This is a genomic window from Flavobacterium cerinum, from assembly GCF_004028155.1.
GTDB lineage: Bacteria > Bacteroidota > Bacteroidia > Flavobacteriales > Flavobacteriaceae > Flavobacterium > Flavobacterium cerinum.
In genome coordinates this window covers 475,918-493,079 of the sequence record NZ_SBII01000001.1, presented here as the reverse complement: position 1 = coordinate 493,079, position 17,162 = coordinate 475,918, and the positions used below count along the sequence as shown (strand labels likewise).

The 17,162-nt window shown below is 37.7% G+C and carries 16 protein-coding genes; 11 read left to right on the top strand and 5 right to left on the bottom strand.

What is annotated here, in order from left to right; translation table 11 throughout:
* Positions 1-25 precede the first annotated feature (25 nt).
* Positions 26-1,657: a chaperonin GroEL gene (gene groL, locus EPI11_RS02260; protein ID WP_128388331.1), complete on the top strand. Its 1,632-nt coding sequence runs from the start codon at positions 26-28 to the stop codon at positions 1,655-1,657.
* A 148-nt stretch (positions 1,658-1,805) separates the two neighbouring features.
* Entirely contained in the window at positions 1,806-4,205 is a 2,400-nt protein-coding gene (locus tag EPI11_RS02255) for a hypothetical protein (protein WP_128388330.1), read from the top strand.
* 46 nt (positions 4,206-4,251) lie between these two features.
* On the opposite strand, the gene EPI11_RS02250 is transcribed toward EPI11_RS02255, so the two are convergent.
* From EPI11_RS02250 to EPI11_RS02235, 4 genes are all read right to left on the bottom strand, one after another.
* Positions 4,252-5,601 carry a hypothetical protein gene (locus tag EPI11_RS02250; RefSeq protein ID WP_128388329.1) on the bottom strand — a complete coding sequence of 450 codons (1,350 nt, stop codon included), beginning with the start codon at positions 5,599-5,601 and terminating at the stop codon, positions 4,252-4,254.
* A gap of 171 nt (positions 5,602-5,772) precedes the next feature.
* Positions 5,773-6,120, bottom strand: coding sequence for a heavy-metal-associated domain-containing protein (locus tag EPI11_RS02245; RefSeq protein ID WP_128388328.1), 348 nt, complete (start codon positions 6,118-6,120; stop codon positions 5,773-5,775).
* Between the two features lie 35 nt (positions 6,121-6,155).
* Positions 6,156-8,393, bottom strand: a complete 2,238-nt coding sequence (locus EPI11_RS02240; RefSeq protein WP_128388327.1) for a TonB-dependent receptor — start codon at positions 8,391-8,393, stop codon at positions 6,156-6,158.
* Positions 8,394-8,459: 66 nt separating this feature from the next.
* Positions 8,460-8,891 carry an HYC_CC_PP family protein gene (locus tag EPI11_RS02235; RefSeq protein ID WP_128388326.1) on the bottom strand — a complete coding sequence of 144 codons (432 nt, stop codon included), beginning with the start codon at positions 8,889-8,891 and terminating at the stop codon, positions 8,460-8,462.
* 148 nt (positions 8,892-9,039) lie between these two features.
* On the opposite strand from EPI11_RS02235, the gene EPI11_RS02230 reads away from it, so the two are divergent.
* The 9 genes from EPI11_RS02230 to EPI11_RS02190 all read left to right on the top strand — a co-directional run bounded on the left by EPI11_RS02230 (position 9,040) and on the right by EPI11_RS02190 (position 16,315).
* Positions 9,040-9,495: a GAF domain-containing protein gene (locus EPI11_RS02230; RefSeq protein ID WP_128388325.1), complete on the top strand. Its 456-nt coding sequence runs from the start codon at positions 9,040-9,042 to the stop codon at positions 9,493-9,495.
* A gap of 132 nt (positions 9,496-9,627) precedes the next feature.
* The gene (rpsO, locus tag EPI11_RS02225; RefSeq protein ID WP_128388324.1) at positions 9,628-9,897 is read left to right on the top strand and encodes a 30S ribosomal protein S15; all 270 of its coding nucleotides are present in this window, start codon (positions 9,628-9,630) and stop codon (positions 9,895-9,897) included.
* A 140-nt stretch (positions 9,898-10,037) separates the two neighbouring features.
* Complete coding sequence (locus EPI11_RS02220) at positions 10,038-12,338, top strand: polyribonucleotide nucleotidyltransferase (RefSeq protein WP_128388323.1); 2,301 nt, start codon at positions 10,038-10,040, stop codon at positions 12,336-12,338.
* A gap of 407 nt (positions 12,339-12,745) precedes the next feature.
* A complete protein-coding gene (locus EPI11_RS02215) occupies positions 12,746-13,360 on the top strand; it encodes a hypothetical protein (protein WP_128388322.1) in 615 nt (204 codons plus the stop codon).
* A gap of 33 nt (positions 13,361-13,393) precedes the next feature.
* Positions 13,394-13,981, top strand: coding sequence for a TetR/AcrR family transcriptional regulator (locus tag EPI11_RS02210; protein ID WP_128388321.1), 588 nt, complete (start codon positions 13,394-13,396; stop codon positions 13,979-13,981).
* A 74-nt stretch (positions 13,982-14,055) separates the two neighbouring features.
* Positions 14,056-14,514, top strand: coding sequence for a hypothetical protein (locus EPI11_RS02205; RefSeq protein ID WP_128388320.1), 459 nt, complete (start codon positions 14,056-14,058; stop codon positions 14,512-14,514).
* Between the two features lie 2 nt (positions 14,515-14,516).
* The gene (locus tag EPI11_RS02200; RefSeq protein ID WP_128388319.1) at positions 14,517-14,840 is read left to right on the top strand and encodes a DUF3817 domain-containing protein; all 324 of its coding nucleotides are present in this window, start codon (positions 14,517-14,519) and stop codon (positions 14,838-14,840) included.
* The gene (locus tag EPI11_RS02195) at positions 14,830-15,801 is read left to right on the top strand and encodes a hypothetical protein (RefSeq protein WP_128388318.1); all 972 of its coding nucleotides are present in this window, start codon (positions 14,830-14,832) and stop codon (positions 15,799-15,801) included. The genes EPI11_RS02200 and EPI11_RS02195 overlap by 11 nt, the downstream gene beginning before the upstream one ends.
* Positions 15,802-15,874: 73 nt before the next feature.
* The gene (locus EPI11_RS02190) at positions 15,875-16,315 is read left to right on the top strand and encodes a GNAT family N-acetyltransferase (RefSeq protein WP_128388317.1); all 441 of its coding nucleotides are present in this window, start codon (positions 15,875-15,877) and stop codon (positions 16,313-16,315) included.
* A gap of 11 nt (positions 16,316-16,326) precedes the next feature.
* On the opposite strand, the gene EPI11_RS02185 is transcribed toward EPI11_RS02190, so the two are convergent.
* Positions 16,327-17,091 carry an LA_2272 family surface repeat-containing protein gene (locus tag EPI11_RS02185; protein WP_128388316.1) on the bottom strand — a complete coding sequence of 255 codons (765 nt, stop codon included), beginning with the start codon at positions 17,089-17,091 and terminating at the stop codon, positions 16,327-16,329.
* Positions 17,092-17,162: the final 71 nt, after the last annotated feature.

Sequence of the window (17,162 nt, the reverse complement as noted above, 5' to 3'; positions counted from 1 at the left end):
ACAAAACATATAATAAAGCATAAAAATGGCTAAAGAGATAAAATTTGATATTGAAGCACGTGACGGTTTAAAACGTGGCGTCGATGCATTGGCTAATGCCGTAAAAGTAACACTAGGACCAAAAGGTCGTAACGTAATAATAAGCAAATCATTTGGCGGACCTACAGTAACTAAAGATGGTGTATCTGTAGCTAAAGAAATTGAACTTGCTGACACACTAGAGAACATGGGTGCTCAAATGGTTAAAGAAGTTGCTTCTAAAACCAATGATCTTGCCGGAGACGGTACTACAACTGCTACAGTTCTTGCACAGGCTATCGTTAAAGAGGGCCTTAAGAATGTTGCTGCAGGTGCAAACCCAATGGATCTTAAACGTGGTATTGACAAAGCAGTTGAAGCTATTGTAGCTGATCTTGCTAAACAAGCTAAAGTTGTAGGCTCTGACAGCGAAAAAATCAAACAGATCGCTTCTATTTCTGCTAACAATGACGAAACCATCGGCGAACTTATCGCTACTGCTTTTGGTAAAGTAGGAAAAGAAGGTGTTATTACTGTTGAAGAAGCTAAAGGAACTGATACTTATGTAGACGTTGTAGAAGGAATGCAGTTTGACAGAGGTTACCTTTCTGCTTACTTCGTTACAAACTCTGAAAAAATGGAGGCTGAACTTGACAGACCTTACATTTTACTATATGACAAAAAAGTATCTTCAATGAAAGATCTGCTTCCGATACTTGAGCCGGTTGCACAATCTGGAAAACCATTATTAATTATTGCTGAAGATGTAGACGGTGAAGCACTGGCTACTCTTGTAGTAAATAAATTAAGAGGCGCATTAAAAATCGCTGCTGTTAAAGCTCCGGGCTTTGGTGACAGAAGAAAAGCTCTTCTAGAAGACATCGCTATACTTACAGGCGGTACTGTAATTGCTGAAGAAAGAGGTTACACGTTAGAAAATGCGACTCTTGACATGCTTGGTACTTGTGAAAAAGTAACTATAGACAAAGACAATACAACTATCGTGAACGGTGCAGGTGATCCTGAATTAATTAAAAACCGTGTTAATCAGATAAAAGCTCAGATGGAAACGACTACATCTGACTATGACAGGGAGAAACTACAGGAAAGACTTGCTAAACTTGCAGGTGGTGTTGCCGTACTTTATGTAGGTGCAGCTTCTGAAGTTGAAATGAAAGAGAAAAAAGACCGTGTTGATGATGCTCTACACGCTACCAGAGCGGCTGTAGAAGAAGGTATTGTTGCTGGTGGAGGCGTTGCGCTTTTAAGAGCTAAAAATGTTCTTTCATCGATTAAAGCAGAGAATGCTGACGAGGCTACAGGTATTCAAATTGTAGCACGTGCTGTAGAATCTCCTTTAAGAACTATTGTTGAGAATGCAGGTCTTGAAGGATCTGTAGTTGTGGCAAAAGTTGCTGAAGGTACCGGCGATTTTGGTTATAATGCTAAAACAGATGAGTATGTGGATATGCTTGCTGCAGGTATTATTGACCCTAAAAAAGTAACCCGTGTAGCATTAGAAAATGCAGCATCTGTAGCTGGTATGATCCTTACTACAGAATGTGCACTTATAGACATTAAAGAAGATAACCCAGGCGGCGGTATGCCAATGGGCGGTGGTATGCCGGGAATGATGTAATCTTATTCTAAACATCAAAATATTTAAAAAGGAGCGTTTTAACGCTCCTTTTTTTGTTTCAATTGGAAATTCTATAATAAAGTCATAAAAAATAGATATTTTTACTATAGGCTTTTTGAAAGAAAAATTGTATCAATCTAACCGCCTTATGAAAAAAATTATCTCTGCATTTTGTTTAACAGCTATTTCTCTTTTTGTTAATCCTAGTGCTTTCGCTCAGGAAGACAAAAAAGACCAGATAGCAAAAGTGATTACCGATTACTTTTTCCTGGAGCGCGAAAACATCCATGTGCATTTTGATAAAAATGTTTTCATGACCGATGAAAGTGCTTGGTTTAAAGGTTATGTTTTTCACAGGAAGAAGAATGCGCCCTTTTTTAATACGGTCAACATTTACGCCACATTAATGGATGATCAGGGTAAAATGATAAGTACACAGCTTATTTATGGAAATATGGGCAGCTTTTCAGGTAATTTTAAATTAGGAAATCAGTTAAAATCCGGTAAGTATTATGTTCAGTTTTACACCAACTGGATGAATAACTTTACCGAAGACGAGTCGGCAGTATATGAGATCTCTGTAATTAATCAGAGTACAGGAGTTGGGAATATTTTGGCGAAAGCAGATCCATCAAAAATAAATATAGAATTCAGGCCTGAAGGAGGAACATTAGTTTATGACACCCCAAACAGTATTGGTATAAGTATTTCTGACTGTAACCATAATCCATTACCCATTACAGTAGTTGATATTGTAGACAGCACAGGCAAAAACATAAAGAAAGTACAGATAAATAAGTTGGGATATGGAAAATTTGATCTCCTGGCTAATAGCATTACAGGGTATAAAGCTGTTGTAACAATAGAAGATATAAAGCATGAACAACCCTTACCCCTTGCGCAACCAAAAGGCATAGCACTTGAAGTAAACAACTATGCAGTTGCTGGCAAAACCATTGTAAAAATACGCGCTAACAAAAGTACACTCGATTCTTTCACAGGGAAATCTATTTATATGGTAGCTCATCAGGATGATAAAATGACTGTTTTTGAAATAAAATTTAATGACCAAAATTTAGAACAAACAGTCGTTATACCTAATTCAGAACTGGCCGAAGGTATGAATACTATAAGGATTCTTGACACCGACATGAATGAGCTAGCCGAAAGAATGATATATAAATATCCTGAACCCGGATTAAATGTTTCATTAACACAAGGAAAGCAAACCGGAGATGAACTACAATATAACGGTAAGATTAATTATCCTAATATGAATATGAGTATCTCTGTGCTTCCTGAAAGCACTATTAGTTTTGAGGAAACTAATGATATTTACAGTTCTTTGCTTATTCTTCCCTATTTAGAGAACCAGAAGAAAACATCAGGCAAATATTATTTTGAAAGTCCATCTAAAGTAAAACAATATGAACTGGATCTTTTTCTTGTTAACCAAAAAAGTAAGTATAAATGGCGAGACATCTTGAAAAACCCTCCTAAAAGCACCTATTCCTTTGATATGGGTCTAACTCTGAAAGGCACAATACCATCTACTTTGGGTAATGTGAATAACGCCAAAGTGAGAGTGTATTCTTTAACATCCTCTATCGATGAAATTGCAGATATTAATGTCAAAAGAGAGTTTTATTTTGAGAATATGGTTATTGCAGATTCCAGCTATGTAAATTTCACTTTATTAAAAAAAGGAGCTAAGCCTAAAGAAATTACTGTAATACCTCAGCTATTAAATTCTAAAAGAAGATTAAACAAGCCTTATCAACCACAGCCCCGCTGTTATGCTCCTCAAGGAAACAACATAATACAACAAATACCTAATATTTATAAAGAAAACATTCAGCTCGAAGAAATTAAGATAGAAGGCAGTACTTTAAAATATGCAAATAGTTTTGGTAATGGTAATCTGGTGAGTTATAAAATTTCTGACGAAAAAGCGAATATGTATCAAAATCTTACAAACTTTATTAAAGCATATAGCAACTTTGAAATAATTGATCGTAATGGTCTTTTTATCATACAAACTAGAGGGGCAAATAGTATAAACGCAGCGAAAAGCGGACCAATTGTATACATAGATAATGTTCAGGCATTGGGCCAAGTGACTGACTCAGTATCAGGATTAGACTATAGCAACGTACTTAATCCGATACAAATGCACGAAGTAGATGAGATTTATATGAGTTCTACCGCTATTGTACCATCTATACGTAATTATGTAGGTATAATAAAAATTTACCTTAAAAAAGACAGAAAGCCAATCATCAAAAATAGTACTCCTCAAATCATTATGAAAAATGGATATGAAAGGATTAAGCCCTTTACAAATATCACTTACAACTCAACAACGGATAAAGGTTTTGAAAACTTTGGAGTGGTTGACTGGCAGCCTACAATCATGACGGATGAAAATGGCAACTTTAAACTTTCTATACCTAAAATATACAGAAAACCTATTAAAGTCCTAATTGAAGGCTTTAGTGCCGATGGAAAACTAATCTCTGAAATAAAGATTCTTGACACGGTTAAATAAAAAAATCCCGCAATAGCGGGACTTTTAGTTATAATAAATATCTCATTTAATTAAAAAACACCTGATACTGTGCTACCACAGCACCTTTTCTTTCTATACTATTTCCGTTTGTTCCAAAAACAGGACGGTTTTGATAAGATATGGTGAATTTAGAAGTCTGCCCTGCAAGGAACCAGTTTACACCGGCATCATAATAGGTCATTGCGTCATTTAACCTTTCATAGTCCCCGTACTGCATAGATACATAAGGCATAAGGGTTGTAGTACCAATAAGGTTATCTTTGAATTTATAACCCGCCTGGAAATACATTGCCGTACCTGTTCCAAACATAGGGAAAGCATTACCTGCACCATTTAAAATAGCAGGATTGTTGTTTCCGTTTGCAGGATTCATAGGTCCTGAATTGCGCGTATAATTTGTACCGTAATCAAAGTGTGTTATATTACCATAAAGGCTTATTGCCTGTCCTTTCTCTCCCATTGGTGCATCATAATATATATCTGCCGCCAGGTGAAGCATATCTGTACTGATCGTATCGTTTGCAACACCCAAGTGCCACATAGCATGTTTTTGATAAATAGCACCTACACCTACATTAAATACAGTTTTTTTACCCAAATAAGTACCCGTAGCATAAGGTGTCATGTTAGACTCCTGATCTTTAAACTGATACTGGACATAAGCATTGTACTGCATTTTTGGAGGATTTGCAGAGAAAGAGGAATTCTTACTAATGCCATTTGCAGGATTATAACCTGTTGATTTTTGTATTGACATGGGTTGTGCCATAGACACACGGTAATCTAATTTACCCAACTTACCTTTAGCAAAGATGGATAATTTTCTTCCAAACTGATCGGTTACGTCATTTGTTGCTTCCTGATATAATGGCAAATCGATGCCCATTATGGTCCCTACTGAAGACGATGCAAATCGTGATAATCCATTCCACCCTGAGATACCAAGTCCTAACGATAATTTTGTTTTATCTATAGCATATTCACCATAAGCATCGTGTACAAAGAAGCCCTGCTTTCTATCGCTTATGTTATTAAAGTTATTTTCTCCAAATTGGGTATATGCAAATACCCTGTCTGTAAGCTGTCCAAACATCTGAACCCTGTATCGGCGAATGCCAATATCTGTCCCGCTGCTTTTTGCAACACCATTTATAGTAGTCCCCGGATTATAATCGGCTGCCCGTATCCAGGCTTGTGTCATGAAGGTAAACTTTACAAAATTGCTTCCGTCTTCATTAAGATAAAACTTTCTGTCTTTAAAAAAGTTATTTTCCTGCTTTACAGGTGCAACCTCAGGAGTCTGCGCATTGACATTTTGAGGCAAAAGCATAGCTATCAACCCGGTAAAGGCTAATACATATTTTAATTTTTTCATTATAGTGCTTCTTAAATTAAAAAGGAATACCAGTCAGCAAACTCATAGTATACACTGTGGATATTCCGGGCAAATAACACAATTTTATCATGATTTACAAAGCAAATCGTCGTTTTCCTGCCCTACTTTAACTATTAAAAAATACCCCCGATGTTATTTCGGGGGTATTGATTATGATTTAAGTCGTTCGTACTTGCAGCAGCTGTGAAGCCTTTCATAATCTTCATCTTTAGCCTTCACTTTATTAGTATCATGCCCTGCTTTTGCAATTGCAGCATGTACATCATCAAGGCTGCATTTTGTTTCATCGATAATTAAATGAACATCCTGATGATCCTGATGCCACGCCGCAGATTTTACTCCTGCAACACTGTAAGCCGCTTTCTCAATTCTTTTTTTACATTGCCCGCAATTACCGTTAACGGTAATATCATGCTTAGCATTTTTGTTTTTCTTTTCCTGTGCCTGTGTAGATAGTCCAAGCATCATTACAAACAGTACTAAAATTAATTTTTTCATTTTTTTGAATGGTTAGGGTTTATAATTGTACTAAATTATTTGATTTTAAATCGAAGTCCGGCATAATACATCTGTCCGAAAATAGGTGCATAGATAATTGAACTGTCAAAATATGCACCAAAAGGATCGTCATTTCCCAGAATGGCTTTCTTCTGTTTATAGTTCCCAAGGTTCTCTGCTCCTACATACATTTCGAAAACACTTGAGAAAGTACGGGTAACCTGAGCATTCATCAACGAGAATGATGGTGAATAATCTCCCATTTGGTATTGTTCAGGATTGCTGCCTGTATATGGTAAACGCTGTTTACCCATCCAGTTGTATGTAAAGTCAAACTTCCATTGTCTTCCACCGTCTACAATGTGTGTTTCGTAACCCACATTTGTAAAGAAACGATGCTTCGCCTGTAGTGGCCGGTCTTGTAAACCCGTAGTGTAATCGGTCTTTATATCGTAGTATTTGTAAGCTGTCCTTATATTGAAATGGTGTGTAATTTCATAATTAAGTTCTAGCTGTAAACTATTAGCATACGATTTACCATCCAGATTATAAAACAGCGCCTGTTGTGGTGACGCAAAAAGATCTACTACTGCCTGGTTCTGGAAATCTGTCCTGTAGAAATCGATTACAAACTCGGTATTTTTACCAAACAAGGTAAAGCCCTGAACAAAGCTCACGCCATAGTTCCAGGCAATTTCAGGATTTAGCCCGTATATTTTACCTCCTCCGTTTATGATATTCAGTGCTCTTGAACTTCCAAAAAGCTGCTGGTTTTCTGCAAAAATATTCGCAGCTCTCTTCCCTCTTCCGGCGGAAGCCCTGATCGTAGCCTTTTCCCAAGGATTATAACGCAGGTGCATTCTTGGCGTAGCAAATGTACCCAGACGGTTATGAACGTCTAAACGGCCTCCAAGTACAACACTAAAATCGTTAGCATTATCATAGGTATATTCAAAAAATGCACCTACAGAATTATCAATTCGACTGTAATCTGTAGTGTTTACAAACTCACCATATTTGTCGTAGGTAACGTTAAGACCGGTTGCAAACTTGTTCATCGTGTTTGATATTATCGAATTGAATATCAGGTTTGAGTAAAAGCTTTTCTGATCGATGTCATACTGCGTCAAACCAAAATAAGAATCCTGTTTGTGCCAGTTGAACGATGTTTGAAGACCAATGCTCTGGTAAGGCATATCCGGGAATACATAACCTACTTTTGAGGAAACATCTAATTTATCTGTATTGATCTCAGAACCCCAATGGTTTGTAGTTAGTTTATCGGTATCCGGATCAAAGTCCAGTTCTCCGGTTTGTTTTTCATCGCGCATATAGCGGAAGTTGATAAAACTCACCCAGCCTGTTTCGGCATTGGTATATTGCCAGCGGTTCATCACATTGATTTGTTTGGCTAGCGGATTATCGAGAAAACCGTCATGATTCATGTCGTTTTTACTCACCCTGGTGTTTCCGTGAAGGAAAAGGCTCGTACTCCATTTATCTGAAATCTTTTTATTAAAATGGGTATTCAACTCGAAACGGCTATCGGTAGAACCGTAAGCATTTAGAAAAAACGGAATGTCGTTTACCGGCTTAAGCAGTTCGTAGTTTATCTGTCCCGAGATACTCTCATAACCATTAACTACAGGACCTGCACCTTTAGTGATCTGGATGCTTTCTACCCAGGTTCCCGGCACAAAAGAGAGTCCGTAAGCTTGAGATGCTCCACGAACAGCAGGTATATTTTCTTCAGAAATTACAAGGTACGGACTCGTAAGCCCAAGCATTTTAATTTGCTTGCTGCCTGTAAGTGCATCTGAAAAGTTAACATCTATTGAAGGATTGGTTTCAAAACTCTCTGCAATATTACAGCAGGCTGCCTTGAGCAGTTCTTTACTGCCCATTGTAGTAACATTTGCAGCTTTTACCTGAGATCTTTCAAGGCTCTTCCTTGTTTTATCTACCACAACTTCTTTTAACTCATTGCCTTTCGCGACGGTCATTTTGTGGTTAATGTATTTAGGTGAAGTTACGGTAATGGTATCTACCGTATAACCCAAATAGCTTATAACAAGTTTTGTATATTCCGGAGAATAAGGAATTTTAAATGTACCGTCTTCTAAAGTTGAGGCAGATATTGTTGTGTTTAGCCAGTTTACTCCGGCTCCCGGAAGCGGTAAGTTTAGTTCGTCTATTACTTTACCACTTATTATTGTTTCCTGTGCCTGTACATAAGTAACGCACAACAGGAATACTAAAAATATTTTACGCATATAAAAGTTATATCATTAATAATCATATGTTCCCTAAAAAAGGGAGACGACTAAAAACAAGTATGGCTAGGCGTAAAAAATATATTGGCAGTATAGTTTAAAGAGCGGCGGCGCATGGCTGTCACAATAAAATGAAGGATTTTGTGTCGTTACAAGTGGTAACTGCGTAGATACCGCTACGGATTTCCATTCATTAATAATGTAAAATGCACCAAGATCTAATTGAAGTGACTTAACAATTACATCTTTTGTAGTGTTTTCGTCATGAAGTTTTACAAGATCATTTTCGCAGCAGCCTTCTTTTTCGCTTTTAGCAATTGTAATACAACAACCCTCTGAAGCTTCATTGTGTTTGCTTCCGCAAGCTTCCGCCTGCTTATAGGCAAATGAAACCGAAGAAATTTCTCCTCCACAATAATGTACATTAAGCGCCATCCCCATATTGGAAGCCAATATCAGGAGGGTTAAAAGAATGCTTGTGTACTTATTAAATCTCATTTGTGTATTACCTAAGCGCGAAAATAAATATTTACATTGTATAACTGTAACTTTTTACTGATAAAATTATACAGGAAATTACTTTTAACAAATTTATACAAAATAACAACTCCTTAATAAATACTTTTGTTATAAAGAATATTAGATCATGACATTTGAAGAACTTCAGCCAAAAGTAGTAGATATACTGCTTCACGATAATACACTTAGAGAAGAAAAATTAGTGCAGCTATGCCACCTTTTACAGGATAACATTGATTATTATGACTGGGTAGGCTTTTATTTTCGCAATGGCGATAAAGAAGAATTACTGTTAGGCCCTTATGCAGGTGAGCCTACAGACCATACTGTTATTCCGTTTGGCAAAGGTATTTGCGGACAGGTAGCAATATCCAATCAGAATTTTGTGGTGCCGGATGTTACTGCACAGGACAATTATATTGCCTGCAGCATCACTGTAAAATCTGAAATTGTAGTACCGCTGTTTGTAGACGGTAAGAACATCGGTCAGATAGATATTGACTCTAATGTACTGGATGCCTTTACAGAACGCGACGAACGCTTTTTGGAATTTGTAAACCAGGAAGTGGCAAAACTTTTTTAAGAGAGCTTAGCACCTTAGATTCTAAGCAACTAAGTACCTCACAAAAAGTTGCAGGTATAAAAATATTGATTACCTTTGCACCCAATCAGGATATACCTGATTATACATAATAATCATTTAAATAATATTAGCATGTACTTGACTAAAGAAGTTAAAGCGGAAATTTTCGCAAAACACGGTAAAACAGCTACTAACACAGGATCTGCTGAAGGCCAAATCGCGTTATTCACATTCAGAATTAACCACCTTACTGAGCACCTTAAAAAAAATCGTCACGATTTTAACACTGAGCGTTCTCTAGTAATGCTGGTAGGTAAAAGAAGAAGTCTTCTTGATTACCTTAAGAAGAAAGAGATTAACAGATACCGTGAGATTATCAAAGAACTAAACATCAGAAAATAATCAAGATGAGAAGAGGTGCCCGCGCGCCTCTTTTTGTTTTTACACAATTGCACATAAAAAGTTTTGGTTTTTCATTGGGTACTAAACAACTACACAACTACAACACAACAAACCCATTGTTTAATCAAAGAATTTGAATTATGATTCCTAACGTAACAAAAGAAATCATCGATTTGGGAGATGGACGAAGCATCTCGATCGAAACAGGGAAACTGGCAAAACAGGCTGATGGCGCTGTAGTGGTAAGAATGGGTGATGCCATGCTTCTTGCTACGGTAGTATCTGCACGTACAGCTAGTCCCGGCATTGACTTTTTACCTTTAACACTTGACTACCGCGAAAAATTTGCTGCTGCCGGACGTTTTCCAGGCGGTTTCTTTAAGCGTGAAGCAAGACCTAGTGATGGCGAAGTATTAACCATGCGTCTTGTAGACCGTGTATTACGTCCGCTATTCCCTAAAGATTACCATGCTGAAACGCAGGTAATGATCCAACTAATGTCGCATGACGATAGCGTTATGCCTGATGCTCTTGCCGGATTGGCAGCATCTGCAGCATTAGCGATCTCTGATATTCCTTTCGCTACACTAATCTCTGAAGTACGTGTTGCACGTATTAATGGAGAGTTTATCGTTAACCCAAGCAAAGCTCAATTAGAGCAGTCTGACATCGATATGATGATCGGTGCTTCTATGGATTCTATTGCGATGGTTGAAGGTGAGATGAAAGAAATTTCAGAACTGGAAATGATTGAGGCTATTAAATTTGCCCATGAAGCCATTAAAGTACAAATTGCAGCACAGGAAAGACTTCAGGCTGCAGTAGGTAAGAAACAAGTAAGAACTTACGATGAAGAAAGAAAAGACGAAGCAATTCTTGCTAAAGTAAAAGAGCTTTCTTACGACAAGTACTTTAACATTGCAAAAGAAGGTTCTGCTAAACATGAGCGTACTGAGAAATTTGCAGCTGTAAAAGAAGAAGTTAAAGCATTATTTACTGAAGAAGAATTACTTGAAAACGGTGATCTTGTTAGTAAATACCTTTCTAAAGTAAATAAAGAAGCAGTTCGTAATGTAATCCTTGATCTTGGCCTTCGCCTTGACGGTAGGAAAACAAACGAGATCCGCCCTATCTGGTGTGAAGTAGATTACCTGCCTTCTGTACACGGTTCTTCATTGTTTACAAGAGGTGAAACTCAGGCACTTGCTACGGTAACACTTGGTACATCTCGTGAAGCAAACATTATTGACCGCCCAACAGAACAAGGTGAAGAAAGATTCTACCTTCACTATAACTTCCCTCCTTTCTCTACAGGTGAAGCTAAACCATTAAGAGGTACATCAAGAAGAGAAGTAGGTCATGGTAACCTTGCACAACGTGCACTTAAAAACATGATCCCTGCTGAAACTCCTTATACTGTACGTATCGTATCTGAAGTATTAGAATCTAACGGTTCTTCTTCTATGGCTACAGTATGCGCGGGTACACTTGCTCTTATGGATGCAGGTATCCAGATGACTAAACCGGTATCTGGTATTGCTATGGGTCTTATCTCTGATGATGCTACAGGCCGTTGGGCTGTATTGTCTGATATCCTTGGTGATGAAGATCACTTAGGCGATATGGACTTTAAAGTAACCGGTACTGCTGATGGTATCACTGCTTGCCAGATGGACATCAAGATTGAAGGACTAAAGTATGAAATCATGGAGAAAGCTCTTGAGCAAGCCCGTGACGGACGTCTTCATATCCTTGAAAAACTGGTAGAAGTTATTGATAAACCAAGAGCTGAAGTGAAACGTCATGCTCCAAAAATCATCAAAGTAACTATTCCGGGTAACTTCATTGGAGCACTTATTGGTCCAGGTGGTAAAGTAATCCAGGAACTTCAAAAATCTACGGGAACAACTATCGTTATCAACGAGGTTGACGAACAAGGTGAAGTAGAGATCCTAGGTACAAGCCCAGAAGGAATTCAGGCAGTTCTTAATAAGATCGACTCTATCATATTCAAACCACAGGTTGGTGAAAGTTACAGCGTAAAAGTTATCAAAATGTTAGATTTTGGTGCTGTTGTTGAGTACATCACTGCACCGGGTAACGAAGTACTTCTTCACGTGTCTGAATTGGCATGGGAGCGTACAGAGAACGTTTCTGACGTTGTGAATATGGGCGATATATTTGATGTAAAATACATCGGTATCGATCCAAAAACAAGAAAAGAAAAAGTATCAAGAAAAGCATTATTACCACGTCCTCCAAGAGACGAGAACGCACCACAGCGCGAAGATCGTGGACCTCGTGATAACAATCGCGGAGACAGAGATAACCGTAATAGTGGAAGAGATGACAGAAATTCACGCGATCGTGCTCCTAGAGAAGAACGCAGAAATGATGCTCCATCAAACGAAAATAAAGGCGATGAGCCGAAAGAATCTTAATTACTAATAAGGTTAATTCAGGAAGAACCCTGCTGCTGAAAAGTAGCAGGGTTTTTTGTTTAAAAATGTCCCGATAGTCCAAAATTAATTATCCACTTTTTGTTCCTGAAATGCGCTTTTGGAGTGGAATATTAAAAGCACTCAACAAACTAAAAATCAATTAATTAAAAATAAATCATCCGCTTTTAGTATATTTTTGATTTTGATGTCAGCCTAAGTTCGTTAAAAACAGCTCAATAAATAATTCAGAAACTTTTTACTGCAAAAATGATTGCAGTAAAATTTAAGCAACTTGTTTGTAATTTTACCGAACCAAAAAAACTAACTTTTCTAAAAACACATTTTTAATTTATGCCTCGCTACACCAGAAACTATCTCTTTGCCTTAACTTCTCTTTTACTTTTAGGATGCAACCGTTCAAATTCGGAAGTACCACAACTATTACCAAAAAACCTACTCAAAATTATATCACCCCACATACCCTTTCAATAGAAGGTGATTTTGATGGGGATGGTGAAAAAGAAAAAATGGTTTCATTTGTTAGCGACAGCACAGGCAAAGCTGTTACTCATCTTCCTTACGGCGAAGAGTGGAGCGAAACCCTGGATTATGTATTTGGCAATGGCATAACTACCAAGCTTTACATTGAAGGCAAAAAAAGCGATACCATAAAATTAGGAACATCGATGGGAGTATACTGCCTTATTAATTTGGGAGATCTAAATAAAGATGAAAAAGATGAAATTGTCTTTGTTATTGACAATCCCGACTACAGTTCGGTCAACACCGGAAGGATTTATTCCTTAGGTAACGGTAAATGGTCTGAGATAAAAACTTTTGGAGTACATGAAGAAGCTTTTTCTACTGAAAATGAAAAGACAGTTGTATTTAAAGAAATAAGAGGATTTTTAGAACAACATAAAGGAAAATGGCTATATGCAGACTATGCTGACGAAGGTTATACTATGTATCCTCCCCCCGAACAAATGAAACCTCTAAGAGTTCCTTCCTGCAAAAAGTAATTTTACATATCTTCGCCTTTTACTTATCCACTTATGTCTAAAGCTGCCGCAACCCGTCTCAACATATTACAAAAAGCCTTTGAGCTGGTTTATAAAAACGGTTACCGCACTACAAGCATAGACGAAATTATTGCCACTACCCAAGTAACTAAAGGCGCATTCTTTTATCATTTCAAAAACAAGGACGAAATGGGTATTGCCATGATCAATGAGGTAATGTATCCCGGCCTGTACAATGATATGGTTGTACCGTTAGTTAACAGCAGTGAGCCAATTACCGAAATTTATGATTCCATGCACGCCCTCCTGCTCGAAAACCCATTCTTTATTGTAAAGTATGGCTGTCCTGCCATAAACCTTGTAGAAGAAATGGCATCTTATAACGAAACTTTTAAAACAGCATTAGGCAGGCTTACCTCTCAATGGCAGGAAGCCATAGCCACCGCTCTTGAAAACGGTAAAGCTGCAGGAAAGATTAGACAGGATGTAAATACTGCACAAGTAGCACAATTCATATTATCAGGTTATGGAGGCATAAGAAACCTTGGAAAGATCTACGGTAAAGAAATTTATACAGGACATCTTAATGAGCTTAAAAACTACCTGAATAACCTGTCCTAAATTTTTTTCTTTAAAAACATACTAATTAGTATGTTTTTAAATACCTTTGCATACATCAATCAAAATCAACAGTTATGCATCATGTTATTTTAGTGCTCCATTCCATCTTTAGATGGGTAGTACTACTCCTGCTACTCTATGCCATTTACAGATCATGGCGAGGTTACCTTTTTAAAATTCCTTTTACAAAAGCAGATAATTCTATCCGTCACTGGACAGCTACTATAGCACATATCCAGCTAATTTTCGGAATTATCCTCTACACTCAGAGCCCCGTTGCAAAAGCCTTATTTTCTGAAATAGGCAATGGATATTCAGACCCTGTATTTTTCGGACTTATCCACATTACGCTAATGCTTACAGCGATTATTCTCATCACGATCGGTTCGGCAAAAGCCAAAAGAAAACCAGTCGATAATGACAAATTCAAAACCATACTTACCTGGTTTACCGTAGGACTTATAATCATTTTCATTGCCATACCCTGGCCATTTTCACCATTGGCCCAAAGGCCATACCTAAGACATTTTTAATCATGATTCATTTATTTAAAACCAATGTTGGCCGCCTCAGAATAATAGCTTTTCTGGAAGGCCTCTCATTACTGGTACTTGTATTTGTAGCTGTACCTCTTAAACATTTCGCTAATAACCCTTCAGCCGTTAAAGCTATGGGACCCGTTCATGGTGCACTATTTTTATTGTTTGTATTCAATGCCCTGAGCGTGGGTGTAGAACAGCAATGGAAATTTAAAGAGACCACATGGAAAGTACTGCTTGCCTGCATCGTTCCTTTTGGCACTTTCTATATCGATCATAAAATACTAGCTAAAATATCTGTAAGATCCAATGGGCAATAAACTACTTTTATTATCTATGCTTGCGCTTTTTGTTAACTGTGGACCGAATGGCAGTAGTGAAGGTTTCTCTAAAAACAACATGACCTTTCCCAAATCTTTATCAGCCTTTAAGCTGTTTAAAGGAAAAATGGCCCATTTAGTGCCTAATGATAGTATTGAAGTACTTAAATTATCTTCTGCTTTATTTACAGATTACACCGAAAAACAGCGTCTGCTAAAATTACCTCCTGGCACTAAAATGACAGCAAAAGACGACGGACTGCCTAACTTTCCTGAAGGTACGATTCTTGCAAAAACGTTTTATTATACCGCGGCTCAAACGAAAGATGCACAACGTATTATTGAAACACGAATTCTGATAAAGTATAAGCAAAAATGGAATGCTGCCACCTACCAATGGAACGAAGAACAAACAGAGGCACTACTGGCTAACGATGGCGCTGCAGTACCAATAAATATTGAAACTCCAGACGGAAAAAGTAAAGACATTAACTACAAAATACCCAATGCAATCCAGTGTTACGACTGCCATAGATCCGGCAGTGACATGGTACCCATCGGCCCCAAACTCCGCAACCTGAATGTAGATGTTCTTATAAATAATCAGTCAGTGTCTCAATTGGGATATCTCAATAGAAAAGGATTATTAGCTATTCCTTCTACTACTTCTATTTCCAAATTACCGGATTATAAAAACACCTCTTTATCGTTAGAAAAAAGAGCAAGAGCCTATTTTGAGATCAACTGTGCCCATTGCCATAATCCAGATGGCTTTGCTCATTCTTTTAACCTGAACCTGATGTATCAAACTTCTTTTGAAAACAGTGGCATATTGTTTAATAAATGGAATATCGAACACCGAATGACCATTCGTGATATGCCCAAACTTGGCACAACGATTGTAGACAAAGAAGGACTCCTTCTTATACAGCACTATTTGGCCAGCCTCAAAAAAAAGTAGCTGCCTATTGAATAACAAATCGATACAAATGAGTAGTTTTGGATTTCATTAAAGACTTATAAGCACTAATAAAATGATTTACAGAGAAGCAGTACTAGAGGACATAGCCCAAATACAAATTGTAAGACATCTTGTAAAAGAGAATGTACTTTCAGATCCTGCTTTGGTTCCTGACGCTGATGTTGAGGATTATATAATCCGAAGGGGCAAAGGATGGGTATGTGAAACAGATGGCAAAATTGTAGGTTTTGCCATAGCCGATCTCGTAGACCATAACATTTGGGCCCTTTTCCTGGATCCCGAATATGAAAAAAGAGGTATTGCCAAACAACTTCACCGCACCATGCTCAATTGGTACTTTAGCCAGACAGAAAACACTGTATGGTTAAGCACGGGCTTTTCAACCCGCGCCGAGACCTTTTACCGCATGCAGGGATGGCAGGAAGCCGGGCCATACGGTACTAAAGAAATTAAATTCGAAATGCCGTTTAAGCATTGGCAGTCACTACAATAGTGATTATCCATTTAATCTCTAAAATTCCAGTTGATAAGCGGCAGTGTGCGTTTTTCATTTTTATTTAATAGCCCTAACTGTATACCGCGCAGTTTTTTAGTGTTATTAAAAACACCTATCTGCAGTCCCGAAAACTTTTCACCGGGAGTCATTACATTATTAAAAATGCCTATCTGTACACCGTTGAATTCGACAGACTTATTAAATCCGCCTATCTGCAAACCACACCCTTTATAAACGTCTGTATTAAGGCAGCTGGCAATAATCCCCATACTGTAAAGAGAGCTGGTACCCGCCCCTGCTATCTGGATACCATTATTACGAAATGAACCGCTGCCCAATCCTGCCAGCGATATCCCGTTAGTATCTTTGAGGGACTGGCTTATCGCCGATATAGTTATACCGTTCACATTTGCAAAGGCATTCGTACCACAGGAAAGATTAAGCCCATTGATAATTTCATTGGGTATTTTTTTTGAGAATGCATCGTGCTCCGAAGCATTTAGTGGATAATCGACTGTATCAGGGCCAAAAATTAGTGTAGCAATTAGTAACGACTCCGAGACCGGTTCGATACGAATACCATTAGATCGTACTCCTACATAGTCAGAATTCTGATAAAGATCCGACCCAACACCTACTGAAAGTCCATAAATATCAACTTTATCTGCTGTGTAAAGCCAAACTGGAAATCTAAATTTTCTTTTTTCAGTTTCCTGAGCAACGGCCGAAAAGCACAATAGCAATATAACAGCCACACATAAATTTGTTTTCATAATAAATGATTTAAAATTCTTACCAAATCTATTGCGAATAGAACAAATGAATTTGCGGAAATGAATTAATA